Annotated in this window: 22 protein-coding genes and 1 pseudogene; 11 read left to right on the top strand and 12 right to left on the bottom strand. The window is 46.2% G+C overall.

The annotated features are described in order from the left end of the window. Positions 1 to 30: 30 nt before the first annotated feature. The 5 genes from BEL05_RS03175 to BEL05_RS03155 all read left to right on the top strand — a co-directional run bounded on the left by BEL05_RS03175 (position 31) and on the right by BEL05_RS03155 (position 7,255). Positions 31 to 3,279, top strand: coding sequence for an efflux RND transporter permease subunit (locus tag BEL05_RS03175; RefSeq protein WP_069670249.1), 3,249 nt, complete (start codon positions 31 to 33; stop codon positions 3,277 to 3,279). Between the two features lie 9 nt (positions 3,280 to 3,288). Beyond that, positions 3,289 to 3,504 (top strand): YgaP family membrane protein, encoded by a 216-nt coding sequence (locus tag BEL05_RS03170; protein WP_028765474.1) that lies wholly within the window; start codon positions 3,289 to 3,291, stop codon positions 3,502 to 3,504. A gap of 14 nt (positions 3,505 to 3,518) precedes the next feature. After that, positions 3,519 to 3,911, top strand: coding sequence for a rhodanese-like domain-containing protein (locus BEL05_RS03165; RefSeq protein WP_069670248.1), 393 nt, complete (start codon positions 3,519 to 3,521; stop codon positions 3,909 to 3,911). A gap of 490 nt (positions 3,912 to 4,401) precedes the next feature. Further along, on the top strand, positions 4,402 to 6,822 hold the full coding sequence (locus BEL05_RS03160) for a S8 family serine peptidase (protein WP_028765476.1): 2,421 nt from the start codon (positions 4,402 to 4,404) through the stop codon (positions 6,820 to 6,822). A gap of 109 nt (positions 6,823 to 6,931) precedes the next feature. Continuing rightward, entirely contained in the window at positions 6,932 to 7,255 is a 324-nt protein-coding gene (locus BEL05_RS03155) for a VF530 family protein (protein WP_069670247.1), read from the top strand. A 58-nt stretch (positions 7,256 to 7,313) separates the two neighbouring features. Here BEL05_RS03155 and BEL05_RS03150 read toward each other — a convergent pair whose 3' ends face one another. The 7 genes from BEL05_RS03150 to rssA form a co-directional block, all read right to left on the bottom strand. Continuing rightward, positions 7,314 to 8,147, bottom strand: a complete 834-nt coding sequence (locus tag BEL05_RS03150) for a hypothetical protein (protein WP_245686930.1) — start codon at positions 8,145 to 8,147, stop codon at positions 7,314 to 7,316. 117 nt (positions 8,148 to 8,264) lie between these two features. Beyond that, positions 8,265 to 8,885, bottom strand: a complete 621-nt coding sequence (gene ribA, locus BEL05_RS03145) for a GTP cyclohydrolase II (RefSeq protein ID WP_069670246.1) — start codon at positions 8,883 to 8,885, stop codon at positions 8,265 to 8,267. Positions 8,886 to 9,130: 245 nt separating this feature from the next. After that, positions 9,131 to 9,487 carry a YibL family ribosome-associated protein gene (locus BEL05_RS03140; RefSeq protein WP_069670245.1) on the bottom strand — a complete coding sequence of 119 codons (357 nt, stop codon included), beginning with the start codon at positions 9,485 to 9,487 and terminating at the stop codon, positions 9,131 to 9,133. A gap of 85 nt (positions 9,488 to 9,572) precedes the next feature. Beyond that, a complete protein-coding gene (nrdG, locus tag BEL05_RS03135) occupies positions 9,573 to 10,040 on the bottom strand; it encodes an anaerobic ribonucleoside-triphosphate reductase-activating protein (RefSeq protein WP_028765480.1) in 468 nt (155 codons plus the stop codon). Between the two features lie 112 nt (positions 10,041 to 10,152). After that, on the bottom strand, positions 10,153 to 12,270 hold the full coding sequence (gene nrdD / locus BEL05_RS03130) for an anaerobic ribonucleoside-triphosphate reductase (RefSeq protein WP_069670244.1): 2,118 nt from the start codon (positions 12,268 to 12,270) through the stop codon (positions 10,153 to 10,155). 250 nt (positions 12,271 to 12,520) lie between these two features. Continuing rightward, a complete protein-coding gene (locus tag BEL05_RS03125) occupies positions 12,521 to 13,225 on the bottom strand; it encodes a hypothetical protein (RefSeq protein WP_069670243.1) in 705 nt (234 codons plus the stop codon). A 479-nt stretch (positions 13,226 to 13,704) separates the two neighbouring features. Next, positions 13,705 to 14,640, bottom strand: a complete 936-nt coding sequence (gene rssA / locus BEL05_RS03120; protein WP_028765483.1) for a patatin-like phospholipase RssA — start codon at positions 14,638 to 14,640, stop codon at positions 13,705 to 13,707. A 217-nt stretch (positions 14,641 to 14,857) separates the two neighbouring features. Between rssA and BEL05_RS03115 the strand changes: the two genes are divergently transcribed. The 3 genes from BEL05_RS03115 to BEL05_RS03105 all read left to right on the top strand — a co-directional run bounded on the left by BEL05_RS03115 (position 14,858) and on the right by BEL05_RS03105 (position 17,658). Then, complete coding sequence (locus BEL05_RS03115; protein WP_028765484.1) at positions 14,858 to 16,201, top strand: DEAD/DEAH box helicase; 1,344 nt, start codon at positions 14,858 to 14,860, stop codon at positions 16,199 to 16,201. Positions 16,202 to 16,669: 468 nt separating this feature from the next. Beyond that, the gene (locus BEL05_RS03110; RefSeq protein ID WP_028765485.1) at positions 16,670 to 17,110 is read left to right on the top strand and encodes a DUF3010 family protein; all 441 of its coding nucleotides are present in this window, start codon (positions 16,670 to 16,672) and stop codon (positions 17,108 to 17,110) included. Positions 17,111 to 17,157: 47 nt separating this feature from the next. Continuing rightward, positions 17,158 to 17,658 carry a M48 metallopeptidase family protein gene (locus tag BEL05_RS03105; protein WP_028765486.1) on the top strand — a complete coding sequence of 167 codons (501 nt, stop codon included), beginning with the start codon at positions 17,158 to 17,160 and terminating at the stop codon, positions 17,656 to 17,658. Between the two features lie 41 nt (positions 17,659 to 17,699). Here the strand turns inward: BEL05_RS03105 and BEL05_RS03100 are convergent, their stop codons facing one another. The 3 genes from BEL05_RS03100 to BEL05_RS03090 all read right to left on the bottom strand — a co-directional run bounded on the left by BEL05_RS03100 (position 17,700) and on the right by BEL05_RS03090 (position 23,426). Next, positions 17,700 to 18,986 carry a peptidoglycan DD-metalloendopeptidase family protein gene (locus BEL05_RS03100; protein WP_069670242.1) on the bottom strand — a complete coding sequence of 429 codons (1,287 nt, stop codon included), beginning with the start codon at positions 18,984 to 18,986 and terminating at the stop codon, positions 17,700 to 17,702. Between the two features lie 241 nt (positions 18,987 to 19,227). Continuing rightward, positions 19,228 to 22,284 (bottom strand): AAA family ATPase, encoded by a 3,057-nt coding sequence (locus BEL05_RS03095; RefSeq protein ID WP_069670241.1) that lies wholly within the window; start codon positions 22,282 to 22,284, stop codon positions 19,228 to 19,230. Beyond that, positions 22,281 to 23,426 carry an exonuclease SbcCD subunit D gene (locus BEL05_RS03090; protein WP_069670240.1) on the bottom strand — a complete coding sequence of 382 codons (1,146 nt, stop codon included), beginning with the start codon at positions 23,424 to 23,426 and terminating at the stop codon, positions 22,281 to 22,283. Before BEL05_RS03090 ends, BEL05_RS03095 begins: the two co-directional genes overlap by 4 nt. A gap of 427 nt (positions 23,427 to 23,853) precedes the next feature. On the opposite strand from BEL05_RS03090, the gene BEL05_RS03085 reads away from it, so the two are divergent. Both BEL05_RS03085 and BEL05_RS21145 read left to right on the top strand, forming a co-directional pair. Next, positions 23,854 to 25,104, top strand: a complete 1,251-nt coding sequence (locus BEL05_RS03085; protein ID WP_028765490.1) for a valine--pyruvate transaminase — start codon at positions 23,854 to 23,856, stop codon at positions 25,102 to 25,104. A gap of 115 nt (positions 25,105 to 25,219) precedes the next feature. Beyond that, positions 25,220 to 25,351, top strand: a pseudogene (locus tag BEL05_RS21145) (IS91 family transposase); the annotation flags it as partial. A 289-nt stretch (positions 25,352 to 25,640) separates the two neighbouring features. Here BEL05_RS21145 and BEL05_RS03080 read toward each other — a convergent pair. Then, positions 25,641 to 26,021: a hypothetical protein gene (locus BEL05_RS03080; protein ID WP_069670239.1), complete on the bottom strand. Its 381-nt coding sequence runs from the start codon at positions 26,019 to 26,021 to the stop codon at positions 25,641 to 25,643. Positions 26,022 to 26,140: 119 nt separating this feature from the next. Continuing rightward, positions 26,141 to 26,434 (bottom strand): hypothetical protein, encoded by a 294-nt coding sequence (locus BEL05_RS03075; RefSeq protein WP_069670238.1) that lies wholly within the window; start codon positions 26,432 to 26,434, stop codon positions 26,141 to 26,143. 207 nt (positions 26,435 to 26,641) lie between these two features. Between BEL05_RS03075 and BEL05_RS03070 the strand changes: the two genes are divergently transcribed. Next, a partial coding sequence (locus tag BEL05_RS03070; RefSeq protein WP_175427312.1) for a phage integrase N-terminal SAM-like domain-containing protein occupies positions 26,642 to 26,818 on the top strand: 177 nt, incomplete at its 3' end.

Genomic DNA, 26,818 nt, shown 5'->3' with positions numbered 1-26,818 from the left:
ATTTGGCCGTTTAATAGGAGTCTTACAGTTATGAACCAGCCAACAAATAACGATCTTGATAAGCACAAAGCACTCGGGTTTTCTGGCCGTGTTGCCGCCATGTTTCAACTAAGCGCCATTACGCCACTGCTGGCACTTTTGGGATTACTACTCGGGCTTTTTGCGGTGTTAGTCACGCCCAAAGAGGAAGAGCCACAAATCGATGTTACCTTTGCCGATGTCTTTATCCCCTTTCCTGGTGCGACTCCTAGCGAAGTAGAGCAGATAGTCACTTTACCGATGGAACAAGTACTGTCGCAGATAAAAGGTATTGATACCCTCTACTCATTTTCTCAACCCGATGGTGCACTACTCATTGCTATCTTTGAGGTGGGAATTCCTCGAAATGAAGCGATCGTCAAACTTTACAATCAAGTGTATTCCAACATGGATAAAGTGGCGACCGCTGCTGGCGTCGGCGAACCACAAATTAAGCCTCGAGGCATCGACGATGTCCCGATCATGAGTCTCACGCTATGGTCAAAGTCCCAAACACAATCAGCAGAGCAGTTAACCCATGTCGCCAAAGGCTTAGAAACTGAACTTAAACGGATCCCAGGTACCCGTGAGATCACCAGTATTGGCACTCATGACGTCAGCCTTAATGTCCGTATTGATCCCGCAAAAATGAGCTTCTATGGCATCACGTATGATGCCATAATTTCAAACCTATCCAGTAATAATCATGTTTCGATGCCAGTCTCTTTGACCCAAGATAACCAAGAGATAAAGGTACAAACCGGACAGTTCTTAAAAACCCAACAGGAAGTTGAGCAGCTCGTGGTAGGCCTCTACCAAGATGCCTATGGCCAGAGCGCGCCTGTGTACCTGGCAGATATTGCCAATATCAGCCTCAATACCGATATCCCAAACCAAAGCGCTTGGCACAGCGATAAGCAAGCGAGCTATCCTGCTGTGACCATCGCAATAGGTAAACAACCGGGTGAGAATGCCGTCGATGTTGCCAACAATATTTTACAACGACTCGATAGCGTCGATAACGTGTTGCTGCCCCATGATGTTGAGGTCACGGTTTCTCGCAACTACGGCAAAACGGCTGGTGACAAAGCTAACACCCTCATTTTGAAGTTAGTTTTTGCTACCACAGCGGTAGTGGTACTCGTATTTTTAGCGATGGGACTGCGAGAAGCGATCGTTGTCGGTATCGCCATTATTATTACCTTAGCGATCACCCTTTTTGCCTCATGGGCTTGGGGCTTTACCCTAAATCGCATCTCCCTATTTGCGCTAATTTTCTCCATTGGTATCTTAGTCGATGATGCCATTGTGGTGGTCGAAAATATTCATCGGCATATGGCCTTAGGTAAACATAGCTTTACTGAACTCATACCCATTGCGGTGGATGAGGTCGGCGGCCCCACCATCTTAGCTACATTTACCGTTATTGCCGCACTCATGCCAATGGCATTTGTTTCAGGACTTATGGGACCTTATATGAGCCCCATTCCAATTAATGCCAGCATGGGGATGCTGATCTCATTGGCTATCGCCTTTGTTGTCACCCCATGGCTTGCCACCAAGCTGCTGAAAAACCATCAAGGCGCAAATACAGAACATAAGCCTCACGGTGGAAATGAGCGCATGATGCAGCTATTTACTAAGCTAATAACGCCTTTTGTCAGTGGTAAAAGCGCCGGGCGAGCACGCCTTGGTTTAGCGGCTGCGGTAGCACTACTCATTGCTATTGCCATCTCATTACCCATCACACAATTGGTGGTATTAAAGATGCTGCCGTTTGACAACAAATCTGAATTTCAGATCATGGTCGATATGCCTGAAGGCACTCCCGTAGAGCAGACGCAGCGTGTACTCATGGCGTTGGGGACCGAACTCAATAGTGTGCCGGAGGTGGATAACTACCAACTGTATGCAGGCACAAATGCGCCAATGAACTTTAATGGGTTGGTGAGGCATTACTTTTTAAGGCAGACTCAGGAGCTTGGTGATATTCAAGTAAATCTGGTAGACAAGTCCGATCGCAGCCGAGATAGTCACTCAATTGCGCTTGCAGTAAGAGAGTCACTAAAACCTATCGCGCTGGAGTATGGCGCAAACGTAAAAGTGGTTGAAGTGCCACCTGGACCACCAGTATGGTCACCTATTTTAGCTGAAGTTTACGCCCCCAATGAAGCATTGCGTGAGCAAGCAGCGCGAGATCTGCAGGCGCTATTCCATCAAACTCAAGATGTGGTCGACATCGATATCTACCTGCCTGCAGAGCAGCAGAAATGGCAGGTAAATATCGACCGTTCAAAAGCCAGTTTGCTCGGTGTCCCCTATGCGAACATAGTCGATTTAGTCGCCACTTCGATTGGCGGCAAAGATGTCAGTTACCTGCACAAACCCAACCAAAAACGCCCAGTTCCAATCCGTATACAGCTAGAAGAAGGCGCAAAAGTTGACCTAGAGCAGGTACTCAATCTGAAATTGACCACCGCAACGGGGCAATCTGTGCCCGTTTCGGAGCTAGTGACCATAGTTCACAGCCAAATTGACTCACCCATCATACATAAAAATATGATCCCGATGATCATGGTGGTCGCCGACATGGCAGGCCCACTTGATAGTCCGCTGTATGGAATGTTTGATATGGCTGGTGCGATCAACGATGAGAACGGACTCGGATTTGATCAGCACTTTGTCTCTCAACCTTCTGGGCTCGACACGATTGCGGTACTTTGGGATGGTGAGTGGAAAATCACCTATGAAACCTTTAGAGATATGGGAATAGCCTATGCCGTTGGCATGATTGCCATCTACCTCTTGGTGGTTGGTCAATTCCGCTCTTATGTGGTGCCACTTATTATCATGGCCCCGATTCCGCTCACCATTATTGGCGTCATGCCAGGACATGCTTTGCTGGGCGCACAGTTCACTGCAACGTCTATGATAGGCATGATAGCGTTGGCAGGGATTATCGTTCGAAACTCTATCTTGTTAGTGGACTTTATCAATCAGGAAACCGCGGCTGGCGTGCCGTTTGAGCAAGCCGTTATTCATTCTGGTGCCGTGCGAGCGAAACCCATTATGCTGACAGGCTTAGCGGCGATGATTGGCGCCCTATTTATCTTAGACGATCCCATCTTTAACGGTTTAGCCATTAGCCTTATCTTTGGCATCTTAGTTTCCACCCTACTTACTTTGGTCGTTATCCCCGTGCTGTACTATGCGGTGATGCGCGACAAACACCAACAAGTTGCGGCATCTACCGCATTATAAGGAGTCATTATGTCCGTTGAACGTAGTATTTTCGCTTTTGCTGGATTCATGGTTTTGCTTTCTTTAGCGCTTACCAACTGGGTTCACCCAAATTTTATCTGGCTAACCGTCTTCGTAGGCGCTAATCTATTTCAAAGCGCCTTTACTGGCTTCTGCCCTGCTGCGATGATAATGAAAAAGCTCGGCATTAAAAGTGAAGCTGAGATAGCTCGCGCTAAACCATAATCTAAGGAGACATTGTGCGACACCAGACTCAATTAATCGTTAATCGAATAGCATCGGTATGGAGCCTATTGCTCATCGCCTTAATGGCTTTCACTCTCTCGGCACAAGCAGCAGAAAAAGATGCTCACACTGCTTGGGAGATGATTAACAATGGTGCACTTGTTGTCGATGTCAGGACCGCGGAAGAGTTTGCGCAGGGCCACCTAGATAATGCGATAAATATCCCATTTGAAAACATCAGCAATGAGTTCAAACAACGTGGTATTGCAAAAGATCAAGCTGTTGTCGTCTATTGTCGCAGCGGTCGCCGCAGTGGTATTGCGCAGCAAAGTCTTATCGAACAAGGCTATGGCCGTACCTATAATGGTGGCGGCTTGGAATCATTGGCGGCGCATAATAAGCAATAAAGTCATACAAATACATTATCCATACCAAATGGCATCGTTGACGATGCCATTTTTTTTGCCCAATACTGATGGTAAGTGAGCCATCGTCGACTGTTACAACTAAATGTAACAACCGGCCCCTTATCACCTTTGGGAATAACTTATTACAAATAGAAGGGAAATAAATAAATAAAAAACAACAACTTACAACAAGCCGATGAAAACACTAAAAATCACCATCTTATCAGACACATTCACTGCACGAGTCCAACTTAGAATAGAAATTCACGCAAAACACCAAATTTAGACTTTTTAGTCACAATTGCAGCTTACCTACCCACTCAGCTTGCCCTCCTCCACTAACCACCACAAACAACTCGATAATTAACAAACAATTTACAAATGTTTCACCAACAGATAGATTCACTATCGAGTGACAAGTTTTATAGCAGTAATGCTGTAAAGCACTCTAATAATAACTAATAATACTAACCTTAAATGGAAGACAATCATGACAGTTAGAAAAACAACTGCGGTCGCTTTGTCGTTATCAGCACTAGCTTTAGCTATTTCTGCTAACGTTAACGCAGCACCTTCAAAAGGACTTCAACTTAAAGCGGACAATGCGCGTCTTACGCACGTATCACCGCTACCTAAACGTTACATCGTTAAATTCAAAAATCCACAGAGTGCTGCAGCGCTTGCCTCTGTTGAATTAAGTGATGCTAATTATGAACCTCGCGTAAATGAACTGTTTTCGCATCATCGTGCGCTAAACAGCGTTAAAGCTAAGCAGATGAAGCGTATCGGTCGTTCAAACGCTTACACAGCTCAGCTTGATACCAAAGCGATTAAGGCATTAAAACTGCGCAGTGACGTCGACTTTGTCGAAGAAGATGCACCGCGCCGCCTTTTAAGCGAAACCACGCCTTGGGGCCAGACTTATGTTGGTGCGACCACCCTCAGTGACAGCCTCGCGGGCAATCGTACTATCTGTATCATTGACTCGGGATATGATCGTAGTCACAGCGACTTGAGCGGCAACAATGTTACTGGTACCAATAATTCAGGTACCGCTAATTGGTTTGATCCAGGTGCCGGCAACGCTCACGGTACCCACGTAGCGGGTACCATCGCCGCCATCGCCAACAATGATGGTGTTGTTGGTGTCATGCCAAATCAAAATGCCAACATCCATGTCATTAAAGTGTTTAATGCTGATGGTTGGGGTTATTCATCGTCGCTGGTTTCAGCAGTTGATACCTGTGTCAGCAATGGAGCTAACGTTGTAACCATGAGTTTAGGTGGGGCAAGTTCAAGCACAACCGAACGCAATGCCTTAGCGACACATGCCAACAATGGTGTACTACTCATCGCAGCCGCTGGTAACGATGGCAATAGCACTCATAGCTATCCGGCCTCGTATGACTCTGTCATGTCAGTTGCTGCAGTCGACAACAACAAAGATCACGCTGCCTTTTCTCAGTATACCGATCAGGTGGAAATCTCGGGGCCAGGTGAAGCGATTCTATCTACCGTTACCCGTGGTGAAGGTCGCCTAGCAAACATTACCGCTGGTGCCCAATCTTACTTTAACAATGGCGTAGTACCACATAATCGCTATGTTAAATCAGGCACTAGCCATGTTGGCGCTCCTATCTTGGGATCCGTCACTGCAGAATTAGCTGAATGTTCGGTTTCAGGTAGCACATTTAACTGTGGCAACATGACAGGTAAAGTTTGTCTTGTTGAGCGTGTGGGCAACCAAGGCGCAAGTTATCCTGAGATTGATGCCGTTAAAGCCTGTGACAATGCGGGCGCTGAAGCTGCCATTGTATTCAGTAACACCACGTTACCGGGTCTACAAAATCCATTCCTAGTCGATACCAATAATGAAGCACCTATTGTATCGGTATCTGTTGACCGTACAACGGGTCAAGCATTACGTGCTCATATCGGCACTAATGTGACTGTTGCCAATACCAACAACGAAGACTATGAATACTACAACGGTACATCAATGGCCACGCCACATGTTTCTGGCGTAGCTACATTGGTATGGAGTTACCACACAGAATGTAGCGCAGCACAAGTGCGTGCAGCGTTAACGGCAACAGCCGAAGACTTAGATGCAGCAGGTCGCGATAACAAAACAGGTTACGGCCTTGTTGATGCAGTTGCTGCAAAAGAGTATTTAGATGCTTCATGTGACGGCCCTACCGATCCAGGTAATGGTGGCGGTACTGGTGACAACGTATTAGCAAACGGTGTAGCTAAAACTGACCTAGCGGGTGCTAAGAGTGATGAGTTACATTTCAGCTTTGAAGTACCAGCAGGTGCTAAAGATCTGAGCTTCGTCATGAATGGTGGCTCGGGTGATGCGGACCTTTATGTACAGTACGGCGCTGCGCCGACACTTAACAGCTACGACTGTCGTCCATGGAAAGGTGGTAATAGTGAGTCTTGCCCTGTGACTGATGCACAAGCAGGTACTTACTATGTGATGCTTCAAGGTTACAGTGCATTTAGCGGTGTCAGCCTCACAGCAAGCTTCACAGAGCCTAGCACAGGTGGTGACACAGGCGGTGCAGCAACCTATACCAACAGCACTGGTTATGCTATCCCAGATAACAACTCAACGGGTATTACCAGCCCAATCACAGCAACACGCACAGGCGACTCTGGAGTGGTCAGCGTGACGGTGAATATCACTCACACTTACATTGGCGATCTTCAAGTTGAGCTACACAGCCCGACGGGTCAAATTGCCGTGTTACATGACAACAGTGGCGGTAGCGCTAACGATATCGTTAAGAGCTACACTGTTGATATGTCAGGTGTAGAATCATCAGGCACATGGAAACTGAAAGCAGTAGACAGTGCACGTCGTGATACTGGTACTATTGATGCTTGGCAGCTAAGCTTCCAATAATCAAGCGACCATGAAAAAGAGAGCCTATATGGCTCTCTTTTTTTATCTGCCACCGACTCATAAAATACTGTTATAATTGCCTCACTTATCTGGTGGCAAAATACGTACAATGACCCAAGCGAATAACCCTTTACACGGTATAAAACTCGAAACACTCCTCAATGATCTCGTCGACCACTATGGTTGGGAAGAGCTAGGCCAGCGTATTGATATTCGCTGCTTCAATCACGATCCCAGCATTAAATCTAGCCTCAAGTTTTTACGTAAAACGCCATGGGCAAGAGAAAAAGTTGAGTATCTGTATTTGAAGATGAATAAGTTGCCGCTGCCAAAACTTAAGCCGCAATCGGAACGTCCAGCAGCCTCTGCAGTAAACAGCGGTGACAAGGATGCCAGTTCAGTCAATGCCAATATTTGGGGTAAGAGCGAGTAGTTGGCGCTACTAATAAAGCGATCTAGGGCGGCGACGTTCGCCCCTTAAACTTTTAAGGCTATATTGGGAATTCAAATATCAATCGCCATGCCTGAACCCCATCACCTGCTCTATAGCTTAAGCCTATTCTATCTATTCCCATCCATTCCCATAAAATCGGCTTAGAAAAAGCCAACGTCGCGCCCACTTCTAAACTGTGTGACACCAAGACATCTTCTCCGAGCGGCATCACAAACCTGAGTTTATCAAAGTACCAATACCCTGCGGCAAACAAACGTGGCTCCACTTCAACACCAAGCCAATCCCAACGCCAATAGACATTGGTGCCGATATCGATGCCAGATTGAATCGCAGAATAGGTCTCACTTACCCCACCGTCAAAGCTACTGTAACCGGCAAAAAACAAACGATTGACCCAAACGGGTCGCGCCTGCTTATAGTCCACATCTAATAGACTTGAAACACCGGCAGACATAATTGCAACATCGGTACCCGATGAAAAATTATTGCCATAACCTAAGTCGACATAGCTCTGAAGCTCATGATTGGCTGCGGTTCGAGTACGATACTCAATACCGGGAGTAAAGGTTGCGGTACCGACACTCGACGGAAAATCACCTTCAGGGAGATCGCGCCATTTAAAGTTAAAGAAGCCCAGTGATATCGGTGTGCGTAGACTCAAGCTAGAGTGTTCATCTTCAGACAAGGTAAAGCTTATCGGCACATTTATGACGGTAGTATTTTGATTTGCGGTGCGGTACAAGCCACTACCTAGGTAGTTGGCAAATGCGTAATGGGTAAAGTCTTCGCGTTCATCAGCTTGAGAAAGAGAGGCTAAACTCCCGCAACAACAAAAGAGCAATAATGAACGAAAAGATCTTGAAGGACTCATCAAGCAATATGCCTAACTATAAGAAATTAGACAAAAATATAGCGGCTATCTTAATTAAAAGCTAGCCGCCATAACAGAATAATTAACAGCTAAGACACCAGGCCTACAGCGCCAAGTTTATTTGCTGGTGTCTTCATCAACAAAGTGATGCTCAGACATCATATGCCCAAGTTCAGTCGACTTGGTTTTCAAGTAACCTTCGTTATAACGATTTTTACCCACTTGCAACGGCACACGCTCTATCACTTGGATACCGAGATCTTGCATCGCTTTTACTTTTCGCGGATTGTTAGTCATCAATTTGACCTGATGCACACCTATCATCTCCATCATAGGTTTGATCATGTCATATTTACGCATATCGGCAGCAAAACCTAAACGCTCATTGGCTTCAACTGTGTTAGCGCCTTGATCCTGCAGCTCATACGCTCTGATCTTATTGAGCAAACCTATGCCGCGACCTTCTTGGCGTAGATACAAGATAAAGCCCTGACCTGCTTCTGCTATATTTTGCATCGCCGTCTGCAACTGAAAGCCACAATCGCAACGCAAGCTAAACAGTGCATCGCCGGTTAGACATTCAGAATGAATACGCCCAAGCATTGGGGCGTTGGCATCAAGTTCACCGAATGTCAGTGCGACATGTTCCTTACCTGTTTCGGTATCTTCAAAACCATGCATAGCAAATACACCCCAAGGGGTCGGTAGTTTTGAAGTGGCGACATACTTAATCGACATGAAATAACCTTTACAACTCGCTCGTTCCGATACGTCTTGAGCAACTAACCCATAAGCAACTGACGTTACTCAAATTCAGACCGAGCATTCTAAGTGTTTTTACCTATCAGTGAAATAGCCGAGTCGTTTAATCGGCTATTGCTTCACCTTTAAGGTGTGTGGTGGCCTGTCAGGATACGCCTTGCTGCATCAAAGGGATATGACACCGCTCACGCCATCTCAATCGCAGAATAAAAAACAGCCGACTAAAACTCTTTAGGTGCAAAACCGGTCACTTTAGTCAGTCCCATCTCACGACCCAACGCTGTCATAGGATGAACCACAACTAAACCTTTTACCGACTTTTTCAATTTCCCCATATCAGCCTGCTCAGCTTTAGTGAGCACACGACTAAACGGCAGTGCTTTTACATCGCCGCCTTGCTTATTCAATTGGCGTGTATGCTGACCTTTTACATGGGCAATTTGCTTAGTTACCGCATTGATCTCTTGTTTAAACTGTAAAATAACCGCCTGATCACCACGCTTTTCGGCTGCGGCCAATTTACGACGACACTTGTCTAAACGATCATTAAGTTGCTGTAACTCTTGCTTTAAATTCATTAACTTGCCTTAAAATATAGCTATAATGTAAACACGATCAGAACCCGTTTCTGGTGGTGTTTAACGCTCCGGAGCACATTATACACTATTGCTTGAGATGGTGGATAACCTGATTACTACTACCACGAAATTGCAGACTAGGGTCGGCAAGCTGCTGCTCAAATTTGCCGTCGACTAACACGTCGATATAGTCGAGTACTTGGCTCTGCTCGGCGCTGAGTTCCTCAAGCAGATAACCGCTCCACAGCCAAATATCTTTGTCGGGACATTCACGTTTGACCAGCTGAACCAGCGCCAATATAGCTGGTACATTAGCGGGAAACAGTGGATCGCCACCAGACAGCGATAATCCTCTGCGCTTAACACGAGTATCTTTTAGATCGCTAATGATTTGCGCAACCATATCACGGTCAAACTCATGGCCTGAACAGGGGTTCCAGGTACTCTGGTTATAGCAGCCACGGCATTGATGCTCACAGCCTGACACAAACAAAGTACAGCGAGTGCCTGGGCCATTGACCACATCAAGTGGAAAATATTGCTGGTAATTCATCTAAATTATGCCACCTAATCAGATTCGCTAAACGGCATCAATAACGTACGTTTAGCAGAGCCAAAAAGACGCCTCTGTGGCGTCTTTTTATCAGAGTTGTCACATAACAAGCTTAAAGGTGCTTCACTCGTCTCTTAACTTCTTCCTGCTTACCGAAATTAAACGGTCTTGCATCTGGACTGCCTAAGTAACCGCACACTCGTCGAGTGACTGATACACGGCTTGGCTCATGGTTACCACACTTAGGGCAGGTAAACCCTTTACTGGTGCAGCTAAACTCACCAGTAAAACCACAGTCATAGCACTCATCAATCGGCGTGTTAGTACCGTAATAAGGCACTCGGCTATAACTATAATCCCATACATCCTCAAGCGCTTCGATGTTGTGTTGCATATTAGGGTATTCGCCGTAGCAGATAAACCCACCATTGGTGAGTGCCGGGTATGGCTGCTCAAAATCCAACTTATCGTAAGGGTTAACCTTTTTCTCAACATCGAGATGGAAACTGTTAGTGTAATAGCCTCTATCCGTTACCCCGTTAACCACCCCAAACACTTTAGTATCGAGTTTACAGAATCGACTACAGAGGTTTTCACTTGGCGTACTGTAGAGGCTAAATGCATAGCCAGACTCTTCGCGCCAGCGAATAGTTGCAGCTTTCATGCGTTCAATAATCGCAATCGCTTTACTGCGAAGTTGTTCGCTATCAAATAGGTGGGTATCGCTACCATAGAGTGCATTGACCGTTTCATGCAAGCCGATATAGCCCAACGAGATAGATGCTCTGCCGTTTTTAAAGATGGAGGAGATCTCATCATCGGCACGCAAACGTACGCCACAAGCACCTTCCATATAAAGGATTGGCGCTACGCGAGCTTTCACCCCTTCTAAGCGTTCGATACGGGTATCGAGTGCACGTCTAGCAATGGCTAAACGCTCATCGAGAATATCGAAGAAACGCAGCTCATCACCTGCCGCTTCTAATGCTACTCGCGGCAAGTTAATGCTCACGACACCTAAGTTATTGCGCCCCTCGTGGACAAGCTCGCCCTCTTCCTCATAAGTGCCTAAAAAACTGCGACAACCCATTGGGGTCTTAAATGAACCTGTTACCTTTTCTACCTGTTCGTAGTTAAGGATGTCGGGATACATGCGCATCGTGGCACACTTCAGCGCAAGCTGTTTGATATCGTAGTTACAATCACCCGTTTTATGGTTAATGCCATCTCGAATCGCAAAGACCAACTTAGGGAAAACCGCAGTCTTACGGTTTTTACCTAAACCTGTCATGCGTACTTTCATCATAGACGCTTGAATTAGGCGCGACTCCCATGAAGTACCAAGACCAAAGCCAAAGGTCACAAAGGGAGTTTGACCATTGGCGGTATGCAGTGTATTGACCTCATACTCTAGCGATTGAAACGCATCATGGCACTCTTTTTCAGTCTGGGCTGTTGCAAAGGCTTTTGCATCGGTGATCCCCCATTTGAGGGCGACTTCATAATGCTTGTCATAGCTTTTTGCGACAAACGGTGCCAGCACCTCATCGATACGATTGATAGTCGTACCGCCATAAATATGGCTCGCAACTTGGGCAATAATCTGCGCCGTCACTGCTGTCGCGGTTGAGATTGACTTAGGCGTTTCAATTTCTGCATTCCCCATCTTAAAGCCATGGGTCAACATACCGGCTAAATCGATAAGCATGCAGTTAAACATTGGGAAAAATGGCGCATAATCGAGATCGTGATAGTGGATCTCACCGGCTTCATGGGCCGACACAATATCTTTAGGCAAAATATGACGTGTAGCATAGTGTTTGGCCACAATGCCTGCCAACAGATCTCGTTGGGTCGGGATCACTTTTGCATCTTTGTTGGCATTTTCATTGAGCAGCGCCGCATTGCTCTGTTCCACAAGACCACGGATCTCGCGATTAAGACGGCTGCTCACTTCACGGTGAACATCACGATCGTGGCGGTATTCAATATAAACACGGGCCAAAGATTTATACGGCCCTTCCATCAAATGATTTTCGACCACATCTTGCAGATCATGGATATCGACTTCCTCGACATCAGCCATGGCGCTGGCAACTTGAGTCGCGACTTGCGTCGCATAAATAACATCATCAATACCTGCCGAGTTTGCCGCTGCAATCACAGCATCTCTAATCCTTGTTTCGTCAAAAGGCGTGCGGTAACCATCCCGCTTAATAACTACTGGCATTGTTTAATATCTCCTCAAGTAATGGCCAAAATAACACCATATATAGTGCCAACCAACCATTACGGCACAAGATGTAGCGTATTAAGCTACAAAGCGGCCTAGAGTACCTTGATCCAGATCATGATTTTACCGATGGAATTTCGCGACAAAAGATTACTGCCAACTAGGCCACTTATCTATCAAAGTGACCTTGACCGAAGGAGAAAAGAGAGCTAGATAATGTAAAAAATCGGGACAAGCTGTGGATAAATTACGTAATTCGTTTAGATAAGGCTAGATAGCTGCTTAATTGGCCACTAGATTGTTGTGAATTTCCCATTGAAGCAGCCAATTGCATGGTCGATTTCAATCCTTGCCACTGCTGTTTGTCAGCCTCGCTCATCGCCACATCGCCATTAACAAACACCGACAATTGCGCCGAAACTCTCGCAGCTAATTGGCAAGTTTCTTTGCCATCAGCGGTGTCCATCTGCTCAAGCACATGCTTGGCATCGTCAAGCACCTTAAGTAACACATTATCAGGTTCAGCTTTGCTCAATTGCTCTTTCTGTCTATCAATAAATTGCATCAAGCTTTCAGGCGTTTGGTTACCTTGAGGGATCTCAAAACCGGCTGCACTTAACCGATTTAACTGCCCATCAGATAAAATGCCATCTTGATGTAAGCGTTGGATCAATTTTGGGATATCGGCAGTACTGAACTGGCCATCAGCAAAAAAGTCTTTCGCCATCGCCTCAATCTTTTGCGCCCTAACCGCCCGAGGTGAAAATGACACTTCTTCCTGTTTTATCGACGCACCTTCAGGTTTCGCCTTAGCCGCTTGACCAGACAAGCTCACTTTATCAGCGCTCTGGCTGGTTTGCGTTTTCGACTCTGCCGGCACTGACGCGCCATAAGCCTCTGTCAACAAAACATTACTACTTGGTGGTGTTGCTACCTGACTAATTGGATTCATTGTCAAAAATTCGACGACTGCTGATGAATGAAAGCATTAAAGCAAAAAGTGCGCCGTTTTCATCGCCAAAAGTAATTAACCCCAATAATGAAGCCTAAAAAGTAAGATCTTCTTAAGCTTTGAGTAGGCAAAGGAGTAAATGAATCATACCTCCACTCCTCATCAATACCTTGCCCAGATACCCATCAATATAAACATTTGATCTACTCAGTGAGTTTTTGTGCACCCGATGCCTTATTAATGGGCTTAAACCTAAGTAGACGATGTGCCTCACTCGTAGCCATTAAGATGGTCTTGACGCTCCCCCTCATACTTAACGCATCTCTTCATCTGTGCAGATCCGGTGTTATCAATGGCCTCAATGCACAACGAAATGGATATAAAAGTTCAAGCTAAGCAGAATGCTCGCGCCGATGAGTTATTAAGGGCCTCGCCTCGCTACAATCTTGCTTAGCACTGAATCTTTATCCTGATTGGTATTAGTCTTGCGCCAGTGCCGCCTCAATAATGTGCGCAACCTGTCTCACTGCTTGTGCACCAGCCTCTATCGCTTCATCCGCGCGATGAAACTCCATGGTACCAATCTCAACCACATTCGGCGTGATAAGAATATCTGGCGGATCTCCCATTAACCGCACCCGTTTATGGCGCTGCTCTAAAATATCCATAGATTGCGACATCACCGCGAGCATTCCCGGTTCACTGCGATTACCTAACGAGAACTTATCGGTCAAACCAGAAACATAATCGCGCCCTCTGGCCAGCAGATCCATAAAGCCAACCTCTTGCCCTTGATGCTCAGATGCCGTGTCAGTTTGCGCATCAATCGTGGAGGAGATAGACACAGGTAACTCTTTCAAGCGAGCTTTTCGATGACCATGAAGATCTACGGCTATCACAAAATCAACGCCCATGGCTCGGCTCACCGACACAGGTACAGGGTTGACCACCGCGCCGTCGATTAACCAACGGTCACCCATTTTTGCTGGCGATAAAATTCCCGGCATTGAACAGGAGGCACGTACCGCATGACGAAGGTTTCCTCGTTGAAACCATACCTCTTGGCCACTATAAAGGTCAGTGGCAACCGCCGCATAAGGCAAGTTCATCTGCTCAATATCGATTTCACCAATGTGTTGCTGCATGACATCAAAGACGCGCTCGCCACCGATTAACCCGCCTTTACGCCAGCTTAAATCCATCAGCCCCAGCACATCCCAACTTGAGAAGCTGCGCACCCAATGCTCAAGTTCGGGCAGCGCGTTTTGCGCATAGGCCGCGCCGACTACCGCTCCAATAGAGCAACCTGCCACCTTATCCGGTTTAATCCCTAACTTAGCAAGCTCATTCAGCACACCTATGTGCGCCCACCCTTTTGCAGCGCCACTACCGAGCGCAATACCAATTTTTGCCATGATTACTCCAAAGAAGGCTAAAACACCCAGTGCCTGACGCTAGCATAACACTAACCTTGAGCCCCTTTTAACACCATTGTGTGGGGCAGACTAAATAAATGCCGACTCAATCTGACAGTCAGATCACAGACTAAATTCTTTGCGCCCCCTTAAGCTAATGGCTCAAACCGATAACTCAATGTATAATGCGCGCTTACTGTTATTTTGGAGCACACCTTTGCAATTTTCAGATTTTTCACTCGATAAACGCCTACTAACAAGCCTTGAACATATGGGCATCGAAAAGCCGACCGAGATCCAAGTGCAATCGATACCTGTAGGCCTATCGGGAAGAGATCTAATGGCGTCGTCAAAAACAGGCTCAGGGAAAACCTTAGCCTTCTTGCTACCAGCCATGCAAAGAGTTATCTCAAAGAAGGCCTTGAGTAAACGCGACCCGCGCGTGTTGATTTTGCTGCCGACACGAGAGTTAGCCACTCAAGTCTATAGTCAGCTGCGTCTACTTGTCGCAAACACCCAATATAAAGCGATGAAGATCCTCGGCGGGGAAAACTTCAATGATCAAGCCAAAGGTTTGGCGCGCGATCCACACTTTGTGGTCGCCACCCCTGGTCGTTTAGCCGATCACCTCAAACAAAACCATTTGCATCTCAATGGTCTAGAGCTATTGATTCTAGACGAAGCAGACAGAATGCTTGACCTTGGTTTTGCCGATCAACTGCGTGCCATCAACAAAGCGGCGGACCATAAGCGCCGCCAAACGTTGATGTTCTCTGCCACTTTAGATCATGGTGACATTAACGAAATTGCTGGTGAGCTACTAAAAGAACCTGAACATGTCTCTATTGGTGCATCCCATGTGGAAAACCAAGATATCAGCCAAAAAATCTATCTATGTGATCACTTAGATCATAAAGAACAGCTACTGATTGCACTGCTCAAGCAAGATCAACAAAAACAGGTGATCATCTTCACCGCAACCCGTGGCGACACAGATAGACTCGCAACCAAACTGGCTGAGCAAGGTTTTACCACCGCCTCACTCAGTGGCGAATTAAAACAAACGGCACGTAATCAGATCATGGATAAATTCAGCCGTGGTCAGCAACAGATATTAGTCACCACAGATGTGGCTTCACGCGGCCTTGATCTTCTTAATGTCTCCTTAGTGATCAACTTTGATATGCCAAAGTTTGCCGAAGAGTATATTCACCGTATCGGGCGTACTGGCCGCGCGGGTGCCAAAGGCGACGCGATATCCTTAGTGGGCCCCAAAGATTGGGACAACTTTAAGCAAGTGCAACTGTTCCTGCGCAAAAAGTTTGAGCTTAGCGAAGTCGAGGGACTAAAACCCAAATTCAGTGGCTTAAAAGAACAAGCTAAAAATAGTAAAACCGCAACTAAAAAAGTGGCCAAATCCAACGCTAAATCAAACAAGTCTAAACCTCAGGCCAAAGCGAAGGACAACCGCGACAAACGCTTTATTACTGGTATAGATGTTGGTGATGCGCCCATGTTACGCAAGCCTAAATCTAAACTACAAGACACTCCTGAAGAGTAAATATCGCCCTCGGAGCAGGTGGTTAATAGCCACCTGTTTGCATCATAGCCACTAGGTTGTCCCTATCCTTCCCTCGTCAATATCTTAAAAAATCATTTTCTCGCTGAACCTCAGTCGGCAACCACAGCCGTATTAGCGAATAATACCAGTAGAAGCATATCATCGACTCAGCCTGTTTTTTGACAATTAAATCAAGGCGAATGGATAACAGAAGACTTGCTCCATTGTGAGGCCAGCCAACGCAGGAGTAGGCAGCGGTATCCGATGCAGTGTTAACAAGCTTAAACCTAGAACAAGTATCTTCATCACTCATAGCAAACAACAAGGACGTTGTGAACGTCTTTAAAGCTGGAGCAATTAAAGACCTTGGTGCTGAAGCGCTTACCCTTCCCTGAGCGAACAGATCTTTATACTGACTGGTATAAAGGTTACAATAAGCGTCATTATGGTTTTTTTATTAGGTTTATCATGAGAGTTTGTGGCGTTGAGTTAAAAGGTGGCGAAGCCATCATCAGTTTATTAAGTTATGAAGGTGAAACCTTTAACGTGCCAGAATGCCGTTCTCGTTCATTAACGGTATCAAATTCGGCCGCGACCGAATCAATCAAAGAGTTTCACTTCGCCTTTTCTAAACTAATGGAAGACTACAAAGTCAACGAAGTGGTGATTATCGAGCGCGAACAAAAAGGTAAGCTAGCAGGTAGTGCCACCAGCTTTAAAATGGAAGCCGCCATCCAGCTTTGTGGATTACCTGTAGCGTTAATGTCACCCGTGACCATCAAAGAGCAGCTTAAGCGTAACCCACCTATGGTTGATTTTGATGGATTGGATCTTAAGCGCTTTCAAAAAGTGTCTTTCGAAGTAGCGTACGCTTACCACAATCAACGCATCTTCGCCAAAGAAGCCTAGCCCTCTGTCGATCCGGGCAAGACACTGCCCGGATCATCTCAATAATTATGACCACTCTAAACTACCTTCAGGGTTACAGCCCACAACTGCTCGCACAGATTGACACTCTTATTGCAGAAAACAGGCTGCGTGCGGCACTTGAAAAACGCTATCCACAGATCCACGATATACGCAGCGACAAAGCGCTGTACGACTACACCATCGCACTGAAAAATCGTTACTTAAAAAAATCTCAACCACTGAATAAAGTGCTCTATGACGACAAGATCACCTTGAAGAAGCAAGCGTTGGGGCTACACAGTTATATTGCTAAAAACCATGGTGGCAAGACCAAATCAAAAAATGAAATACGCATTTCGTCGAAGCTTAGGTATGTGCCAGAGCCGCTGTTAAGAATGGTGGTGGTACATGAACTCGCTCACCTAAAAGAGAAAGATCATAACAAAGCCTTTTATCAGCTCTGCTGCCATATGGAAGGTGATTATCACCAGTTAGAATTTGATCTTCGCTTATGGCTAACCATGTTGGAGCTTGAAGCTCAGGCATAAAAAATGCCACATAATGTGGCATTTACCAGGGCAAAATGGCCTCAGCTTTGACCCATGATCATCTGCCGAACTCTTACCAACTGTTCAAACTCATTCATCTGCTTTTTAGATAACTTGCTCGCCATAGGAATATTGGCTTTCATCGGGTCCACAGGGCGACCATTGACATGAAACTCATAATGCAGATGTGGGCCTGTGATACGGCCGGTATTGCCTGACAATGCGATAACTTGACCACGAGAAACACGCTGTCCCTTATGCACGAGTGCTTTTGACAGATGCAAATAACGAGTGCGGTACTTATTGCCGTGTTCAATCACCACATATTTGCCCGCAAAACGATGGTCGGTCACCAAAGAGACAATCCCATCCCCTGGCGCGACAATTTTCGTCCCAATAGGGGTGGCAAAGTCAGTGCCGTTATGGGGCGCTGTGCGGCCTGTCACAGGATGATGGCGATGGGGATTGTAGCGCGAACTAATGCGATAATTCTTTTGTAGGGGAATACGCTGAAACGCTCTGGCTAAGCTACGTCCCTGTGCATCATAGAAGTTACCATCACTGTTTTGGTAGGCATCAATGCTACTGCGCCCACGCTGAATATGTATCCCTAAGATGTCACTGTTCCCCGTGGCTTCGCCATCAATGAACTGCTCACTCATCAACACTGAAAAAGCATCGCCAGCACGGAGATCGCGGGCAAAATTAAGCTTCTCTTTAAGCAACGACTCGATACGTTGGATCTCACCAGCATTTAACCCAATGCGCTGCGCCGAAAGATAGAAGGAACCTTGAATATCGCCGCTTAGCGCACGATTTTGCCAAATTCCATCGATATTAATCTCATCAACTTTAAAGCCACCCTCTTCGTAGCGGCTAAACACCACTTGCCGCGCGGCATTGAAGTACAACTCAAGCTTATCTAACTGACCGCTATCATCGAGCCAAAAACGGATGCTGTTACCTGGTAGTAGCGTGTCTAAGGCCAGTACATTTAAATCGGCCTCAAGCACTTTATACATGGTCTGCTGATCGACATTCGCTTCCATAAACAGGCCACTTAAGGTGTCACCTGAGACAATCGTCTTAACAAAATCGGGAGTACTTTCAACCAATGTGGCCTCATCTGGCTGGGCTATAGCCGCTACCAATGACTCAATATCTAACGCCACGGGAATACGTTGCGGTATGACTTGCTTTTGCGATGGCCAAAGCAGTGCGATACCGACGATTAAACTCGCCCCCATTAATATCTTTTTATGGGGGGATGGTAATGCCATTAAACGAGCTGGAGACAGTTTAAAAATAGAAAATTTACCTGCGCGCAACCTATGCCTCAACTTTCATTATTATGGTTATCATTTGCCCCTAAAAAGCCTATGGCCAGAGGGTTGAGCTCCATTTATATCAAAAATAATGCATTTTACAAACAGATCCAGCGCACATATTGTCAGTATAAAAATCTGCCTCAACTGAATCTCTCAACAAATGCTCGATAACACGGCATAAAAAACGTGCCATTACAGCACGTTTCACTTATCAGCTCTGGTCAATCGTCTGAAATAAGCTTTAAGGCAGAACCAGCTCAACCTCACTGCCTGTGGCCGATTTAACAATATCAATACGGCTGGCAATCTGCTCTTTCATCTCGGTCACATGGGAGATCACGCCAACCATACGTCCGGCAGATTGCAGATCCATTAAGGTACGAATGGCTAACTCCAGAGAATCTTGATCCAAACTGCCAAATCCCTCATCGATGAACAGGGTGTCGAGTTTAATGCCGCCAGCATAAGCCTGCACTACGTCAGATAACCCAAGAGCCATCGACAACGCAGCCATAAAGCTCTCACCACCACTGAGCGTCGCGACTGAGCGCACCTTGGCAGTGTATGCATCTTCCACCTCAAGCTCTAAACCAGACGCCTTATTGCCTTTCGCTCGGTCCTCTTTACGTAACAAGCGATAGCGCCCTTTGCTCATTAGTTGCAAGCGTTGACTCGCCTCAAGCAACACGTCATCTAACAGCACACTGAGGACAAATCGCTGTAAACTGATCTTATTGCCAGTATTACCATTGGCGACATCAGACAGTGTGCCGACAACGGCATACTGGGCTTCAAGCTTTTCAGATTGCCTATCTAAGCTCTTGAGCTGCTCCGCGGTTTGCGCGAGCTGACGCATACGCCCGCTCAATTGCTGCCACGCATCAAGGGCGCCTTGCTGCTGCGTCTCTCGTTGAGTCTTACACTCAGTGATGGCAGCGATATCGGGCAAGGTACAGTCGACGAGCTTAGCCGTTAACTGGGCAATATTGGCTTGATTGGTGATACATTGCTGCTCATATTGCTTAATCTGCTGCGCCAAGGTCGCCATCTCATCGTCAGTTACCAAGGCCAGTTGGAAAGCCGATAAAGAGTCAAACTTTGAGGTTTGCAACTGTCGTTCAAACTCACTGAGCGCGAGCTGAAATTGCTCATTGGCTCTGGCCAATGTTTCATTGGCCGATTGCAGCTGCGCCGCAGCGCTGGCAGATTGCTGCTCAACTTGTGTATGTTGTTCACGCAAAGATGAGATTTGTACCTTTAACTGCGTAGCTGTTTGCTCTAGCTTAGTGATCTCTTGCTCTAGCGCCGCTAAATTTACCAGCTCTGGCGGTATTGCCGCCTGCAACTGTTTAAGCTGGCCTGCGCTTTCATTAAACTGTTTTTCTCGTTGGCGAAAGTGTTCACGCTCTTGATCAAGCTGCTGATTAAGTTGCAACTCTTGCTGTTGCATGGCCGAAAGACTGTTTTCTATCTCCGCCAGTTGTTGCTGCGCTTTTGTCGCCTCCGCAAATTGTTGCTCAAGCTGGGCTAAGGCAGACTCTAAGCTAGCCTGTGTAAGCCTGTCGATACCGGGTAACTGCTCGCCTAACTCACTATTTCTTTGCTCGACTTCTTTAAGTTTCTCTTTTAACTGGCGATAATCGGATCGCGCATTGGTCAGCTCAGTCAATGCCCTCTGCTCATTGGCTTGCGCCGCTTCGCGCTCCTCATCGGTCGGTACCACCTGTTCACTTTGTGCCAACTGTGGGTGCTCAAGACTGCCGCAAACAGGACAAGCCTCTCCCTTTGATAACTGTGCGGCTAAGATAGCCGCTTGGCCCTGATGCCAGCGCAGCGTCAAGGTTTGGCTATAAATTTCGCATTGTTCATGGTGCGTATTTAATTGTGCGCCCCGCGCTTTTGCCGCTAGCAAGCGAGCATGAATTTGCTCAATCTCAGTGCGACCGCGTAACCACTGAGCATAAAGCTGAGCATGATGTTTGGTATCGCTTATCTGTTGTTGCAACACCAGTAACTGCTGACTATCGGCTTTTAGTTGTGGGACGCGCGCTTGAGCGGTGAGCTTGTCATCATTTAACTTTGCCAGTGTTGTTTTTGTCTGTTTTCCTTGCAGCTCGGCCTTAGCCATCTGTTGCTGACAATCACTCACATGGACGTTCAGTTGCTCAAGCTGTTGCAATTGTGGCAATAATGCTCGGCGCTGCTGGGCTGTGTTCAATATCTGTTGCTGCTGAGCTTCTAAATCAGGGAGCTTTGCTATGGCAGCTAAACTTTGATTCAGCGAGTCTTGGCTATGCTGTTGATGGCGTTGCAACTTTTGCTGCAGCTCAGAGGCCTGAGTTAACTCAAGTTTTCGCGACTCAACGGCTTGAAAAACAGGCTGCAGCAGTTTGGCATTACGCCCTGCGAGTAACTGCGCTTCTTGCTGATCGTTTTGTGTTTTTTGCTCATCGAGTTGCCGAGCCAATACATTAAGTTGCGCTAGCGAAGCAAACTCATCGCTTAATTGTTTTGCCTGCTCCAGCTGTTGATTCACCTGTTGAACTTGTTTATCTATCTCAGCCTTTTTCGCCACGGCACTGTCAAGCTCAGGTGCTAATGTCTCAAGCTCATTGGCCAACGCTTCATCACTTTCAAGTTCCGCCCCTTGTAGAACCCCATCGCGGCGGTTACGCATCGCCTCCACATCTTTTTTAATACCTAAGGCTTGCTGTTTCAATTTGTCTTCAATCTGACGGTAGATATGCGTTTGAAATAGCTGACTAAAAATCTTTTCTCGCGCTTTAGAATCCGCCATCAAGAGTTCACGAAACTTACCTTGCGGCAGAACCATTACCTGTCGAAACTGATCGACATCTAACCCCGTTAGCTGCTCTATTTGCGTAGTGGCTTCAGAGACTTTTGCCGCCACCAATAAATTTTCGCTGCCATCGGCCTCGATACAGGTTAATTGCGCTTCGGGTTTCTGTAAGGTGTAACCGTCTCCACTTTTTTTCGCTCGAGGCTGCTCGGGGACGCGACGGATATGATAGTGACGCTCACCCAATTGAAAGCTAAAGTTCACCTCAGTTAGCAGCTCATCGCTTGCCATATCACAGCGCATCTGCGCGCCTTCTCGCTCATCTCCTGTGGTTTTGCCATAGAGCGCAAAGCAGATGGCATCAAGAATAGTGGTTTTGCCTGCTCCGGTAGGGCCGTTAATCAAAAACAGAGGGTTTGTGCCCAGCGCTTTAAAGTCGATGACTTGCTTAGTGGAAAATGGCCCAAATGCCACCATGGTTAGGCTTAAGGGTCTCATTGGTTATCCTCCGACTTGTGCAGGGTGTCGAGAATATCAACCATCAACGCCTGTTGCTCATCCGTCATGGCATCACCGGCGACTTGGCTAAAAAAGTCACTGAACATCTCCAGCTCGCCCTTTTTAATATGGTCGGCACGTATCGCCAATTGTTCACTTTGAGCCATTAATCCGGTACGTTCCAGGTGCAACACATTGGGGTACACAGCGCGTAACTTGCCCATGGCATCTAGAATGGCGTTCTTATCAGACAGGCGTACCATCAAATAGTCTTCTCGCTGTGGGTCTTTGATGCCATCGGCTAATAGCTTAGATAACTCTCCCTCAATGATGCGCACATCACGCAGTGGCGTCAGCGGCAATAGCTCAATACTTGCCTTTCCCGCCGCATCGATGTCAACTAAGGTCACCGACTTGTTTTGGTGCTGTTCGCTAAAGGAGTACTTTAAGATAGAGCCTGAGTAGCGAATATGTTCAGCTCCCTTATATTGTGGTCCATGAAGATGCCCCAGCGCGGTATAGCTAAAGTCGTTGAACAAGCTTGGGGATATCTTATCGGCGCCGCCAATACTCAAAGGGCGCTCTGAGTCCGACTCGCTCCCACCATCAAGAAAGCAGTGACTTACCACCACTTTAGGTAACCCTTGACTGTCATCATGTGATACTTGGGCTAATAGAGTGGCCATCGCGGCTTCATGGCTAGCTGCATCACAATCAAAAACCGTTCGTACCGTCGCAGGCTCAGCATAAGGCAAGGGATAAAACAGCGCTTCACCACTGGGACTATTGATTTTAATCGGGCTGATCTTAGCCGTCAGCGGGCCTGTAATATGTAAACCACTCTCTTGCATCTGTCGCGACGCAAAGCCTAAACGTTCATGACCATCATGGTTACCTGCAATTAAAATAGTTTTGATGCCTAGCTCATTAACCACTTGATTGAGTATCTCATCGAGCAAGGCAACCGCGTTAGCTGGCGGAACAGAGCGGTCGTAGATATCGCCTGCCACCACTAACGCGTCCACTTCATGGGTCTTGGCTAAAGCGACAATTTGAGATAGCACATGACGCTGATCGTCAAGCAAACTTTGATTGTGTAGTTGACGACCGATATGCCAGTCCGAGGTATGGATAAATTTCATCAGTTCTCGTTTAAAAATGAGGAGGATACGAGCGTATCTAATGACAGTTATAGTAAGAAATGTCGCTTCAATAGGCAATGACGTTAAGCCGCTCAGTTAATGTTATTCACCGCCGTTGGCACATGGCGAGCTTTTAAGTGATAAGAAAACAGATCGCCAACAGGATAAAGCAACTTTTTGTTTGAGTTTGAGCACTCATGACTGACGACTAGTAAGAATGAGCGCGGGCTAATAACGCGCTACGCTAATCTCGATGTCAGCCAAATAATCGCTAGCTGAACGCCGCCAAAGTAATCAATTGCAACGGCAAAACATGATGTAGCCCAAATAGGGCAACGAAAAATCAGAAAACATGTGCGTTTGCAGCAAAATATTGTTACTACAGACAGCATTGATGGCAAATTTTAGTTTCAAGGTGTTGGGCGTAATGCAATTTTCAAAGTTTGGTGAGAAGTTTAATCGGTACTCTGGCATTACTCGTTTAATGGATGATCTCAATGATGGCCTACAAACGCCAGGGGCCATTATGCTGGGCGGCGGGAATCCCGCGGCCATCCCAGCCATGCAGGACTACTTTCACCAAGTTAGCGCAGAAATGTTGAAAAGTGGTGAGCTCATTGCCGCCTTGGGTAATTACGATGGCCCACAAGGTAAAGATGGCTTGTTAAAATCCTTAGCAGCTTTGCTACGCGATACCTACGGCTGGGAGATCACCGAGAAAAACATTAGCCTCACCAATGGCAGCCAAAGTGCGTTTTTCTACCTTTTTAATCTGCTGGCAGGCACCCAACCTGACGGAAGCCATAAGAAAATTCTGCTACCGTTAGCACCTGAATATATCGGTTACAGTGATGCAGGGCTCGATGATGATATTTTTGTCTCCTATCGCCCTGATATCGAGATGCTAGATAACCGCATGTTTAAGTACCATGTTGACTTTGACCAGCTAAATATCGATGAATCGATAGCGGCTATTTGTGTGTCACGCCCAACCAATCCCACTGGCAATGTACTGACCGACGATGAAATAGCTAAATTGGACAAATTAGCCCAAGAAAACGGTATTCCGCTCATCATCGACAACGCCTATGGCACACCATTTCCCAATATCATCTTTGAAGAGGTGACGCCTTCTTGGAACTCCAACACAGTATTGTGCATGAGTTTGTCAAAACTTGGCTTACCCGGCGTGCGCTGCGGCATCGTTATTGCCAATGAAACCATCACAACAGCACTGGCCAACTTAAATGCCATTGTCAGCCTCGCCCCTGGTGGCGTCGGCCCAGCAATTGCTAACCATATGATAGGCACAGGCGATTTATTACGCCTAAGCGAAACAGTCATCAAACCGTTTTATCAGCAAAAAGCGCAATTTGCAGTGTCATTATTACAGCAATCAATAACTGATAGCCGATTTAGGATCCATAAGCCTGAGGGCGCTATGTTTCTTTGGCTGTGGTTTGATCAACTGCCAATTAGCACCATGGCGCTTTACAGCAGGCTAAAGGCTCGGGGGGTACTTATTGTCCCTGGGGAATACTTCTTTTTTGGTCAAAAAGCCTCATGGCAACATGCACATCAATGCCTGCGAATGAACTATGTGCAAGATGAATCACAAATGCGTGACGGCATCGCCATTATTGCTGAAGAGATTATCAAGGCCTACGCAAACGGTTGATTGACCTGTCAGACAACAAGTTTTAAGCCTCGTTTGGGCAACTTCATTGGCCGAGACTGATATTTGGTATATTAAGAATAAAGAAGCGAGTTCACGGCCTCAAGTAGTAGGAAGTCCCCTAGTCGAAGAGGCAAAACGCATTGCGGCAATACGGCCTTGTTCTTGCTGCCAGCAGCCGATGACATTTATGGGCGTACATGGAAAAAAGCAGGGGCGACTGACAAGCTTTCATAGCCAGAGCACTTAGCAATCTAACGCCACTGTTTAAGCAGTAAGATAACAGGATTTTGAAATTTTAGATCGCTAGAAGTGAAACGCAGGAGGTGATTAAGCTTTTGAAAATATAGACTTACTTATTGGCTGTCGGTGCTAAGGGATAGCTATGGCTAGCCAAAAGTGTAAATTAAGCTCCCCGACCTAAACCAGCGTGAGCTCTCACGCCGCTATTTACTATATAAAGGTATCACTTCCTACAAACCCGGGCTTGTTCAACACTCGGAATAAGGACGCGGCTACGCGCGGCCTATCCTTATTTGTTATATTTTTTTTGTGCCGCTAGAAATTAATACCGCTATTAAAAGTGTTGGTATTGCTGCGAACATTAACGGCGCTACTGCAAAACTTAAAAATACCAAAAGATAAGTTAAGAATAAAACTATTGGCAGAGCAAAGTAAAATAAATTTTGTTTAGTAAATAATGTGAATACTTTGCGTACCACAAACATAATAATGAATGATAAAACTGCCGCAAATATGACGATTAATATGTTTGAGTAATACGAAACCACAAACTCATTGTATGGCCGAATAAATTCAGGAACTGGCATTGCAGCAACAACACCAATTAACCAAACAAATAGATAAGCAAAAGAACTGCCTAGCAGAAATGAAATAACATTTTTGTGCACTATAGTCATAATTGACTCCTATCCTTGTGAAAAATATAACGCCCTGCTAATAAGTGAACCATGTGCTGGCGGGCGATTTGCTCAGCAAATGGCATGACAGCCTTGGTGAATCTGGATTTAGCAGCTTGTTATAACTTGCAAAAGTCAAATGACTCCTTAGCTACGATTGACTCAATGTTTTTCTTGTGTTCATTATCATTTTTGACAAGTAACTCAACACCTTCCCTAGCTAAGTCCAACCGATCCTGCTTAAAAGCTTCCAAAATTAGTGTGTGTTTATTCATTTGAGATATTGAGTCACTGGCAAACGTCTGAACTGTATACTTAGCCCCGTCTTCGGCACCCACTTTATATCCAAAAAAGTATGAACCAAAAGAACATCCCAATGTTGCTAAAATAAATAAAGTTATGTGTAATTTCATAGTGAGTTATAACGCCCTGTTAACAGGCAAAAAATAGTTGGTTAAAATTAGTGACGAAGGAGCAAAACCAACTGTTTTTTGTCCTTGTTTAACAGCTTGTTGAACGAAGCCGCTGTGCGGCAGAAGAGATAACAAGCCTCTTTGCTCACTCATCCTAAATACTTTCTAGTAGCGACCAGCCTTGGTCGTAATCCTAGGAGTATTGTCATGAACACATCCGAACAACAACGCTTTGATTTTCTTTATGAACAACATCTTACCAACTTAACACTGCAAGGCAAGCGACCCGCTACTATCGATGCCTATAGCCGAGCAGTGCGGCGTATTGCTGCTTACTTTGACTGTTGCCCTGATAACCTGAGCACCGACGATTTGAAGCGCTAC

The organism is Shewanella colwelliana (genome assembly GCF_001735525.1).
Classification (GTDB): domain Bacteria; phylum Pseudomonadota; class Gammaproteobacteria; order Enterobacterales; family Shewanellaceae; genus Shewanella; species Shewanella colwelliana.
Note: the sequence above shows the minus strand (reverse complement) of the source record. Positions and strands in the feature narration are given on the sequence as shown.

What these genes read in the sequence shown, in the direction of transcription:
- BEL05_RS03150 (WP_245686930.1), bottom strand. Translation starts at nt 8,147, where the DNA reads ATGAGTCCTTCAAGATCTTTTCGTTCATTATTGCTCTTTTGTTGTTGC.
- BEL05_RS03090 (WP_069670240.1), bottom strand. Translation starts at nt 23,426, where the DNA reads ATGAAATTTATCCATACCTCGGACTGGCATATCGGTCGTCAACTACAC.
- ribA (WP_069670246.1), bottom strand. Translation starts at nt 8,885, where the DNA reads ATGTCGATTAAGTATGTCGCCACTTCAAAACTACCGACCCCTTGGGGT.
- BEL05_RS03175 (WP_069670249.1), top strand. Translation starts at nt 31, where the DNA reads ATGAACCAGCCAACAAATAACGATCTTGATAAGCACAAAGCACTCGGG.
- BEL05_RS03170 (WP_028765474.1), top strand. Translation starts at nt 3,289, where the DNA reads ATGTCCGTTGAACGTAGTATTTTCGCTTTTGCTGGATTCATGGTTTTG.
- BEL05_RS03155 (WP_069670247.1), top strand. Translation starts at nt 6,932, where the DNA reads ATGACCCAAGCGAATAACCCTTTACACGGTATAAAACTCGAAACACTC.
- nrdG (WP_028765480.1), bottom strand. Translation starts at nt 10,040, where the DNA reads ATGAATTACCAGCAATATTTTCCACTTGATGTGGTCAATGGCCCAGGC.
- BEL05_RS03140 (WP_069670245.1), bottom strand. Translation starts at nt 9,487, where the DNA reads ATGAATTTAAAGCAAGAGTTACAGCAACTTAATGATCGTTTAGACAAG.
- BEL05_RS03095 (WP_069670241.1), bottom strand. Translation starts at nt 22,284, where the DNA reads ATGAGACCCTTAAGCCTAACCATGGTGGCATTTGGGCCATTTTCCACT.
- nrdD (WP_069670244.1), bottom strand. Translation starts at nt 12,270, where the DNA reads ATGCCAGTAGTTATTAAGCGGGATGGTTACCGCACGCCTTTTGACGAA.
- BEL05_RS03085 (WP_028765490.1), top strand. Translation starts at nt 23,854, where the DNA reads ATGCAATTTTCAAAGTTTGGTGAGAAGTTTAATCGGTACTCTGGCATT.
- BEL05_RS03125 (WP_069670243.1), bottom strand. Translation starts at nt 13,225, where the DNA reads ATGAATCCAATTAGTCAGGTAGCAACACCACCAAGTAGTAATGTTTTG.
- BEL05_RS03080 (WP_069670239.1), bottom strand. Translation starts at nt 26,021, where the DNA reads ATGACTATAGTGCACAAAAATGTTATTTCATTTCTGCTAGGCAGTTCT.
- rssA (WP_028765483.1), bottom strand. Translation starts at nt 14,640, where the DNA reads ATGGCAAAAATTGGTATTGCGCTCGGTAGTGGCGCTGCAAAAGGGTGG.
- BEL05_RS03075 (WP_069670238.1), bottom strand. Translation starts at nt 26,434, where the DNA reads ATGAAATTACACATAACTTTATTTATTTTAGCAACATTGGGATGTTCT.
- BEL05_RS03160 (WP_028765476.1), top strand. Translation starts at nt 4,402, where the DNA reads ATGACAGTTAGAAAAACAACTGCGGTCGCTTTGTCGTTATCAGCACTA.
- BEL05_RS03110 (WP_028765485.1), top strand. Translation starts at nt 16,670, where the DNA reads ATGAGAGTTTGTGGCGTTGAGTTAAAAGGTGGCGAAGCCATCATCAGT.
- BEL05_RS03105 (WP_028765486.1), top strand. Translation starts at nt 17,158, where the DNA reads ATGACCACTCTAAACTACCTTCAGGGTTACAGCCCACAACTGCTCGCA.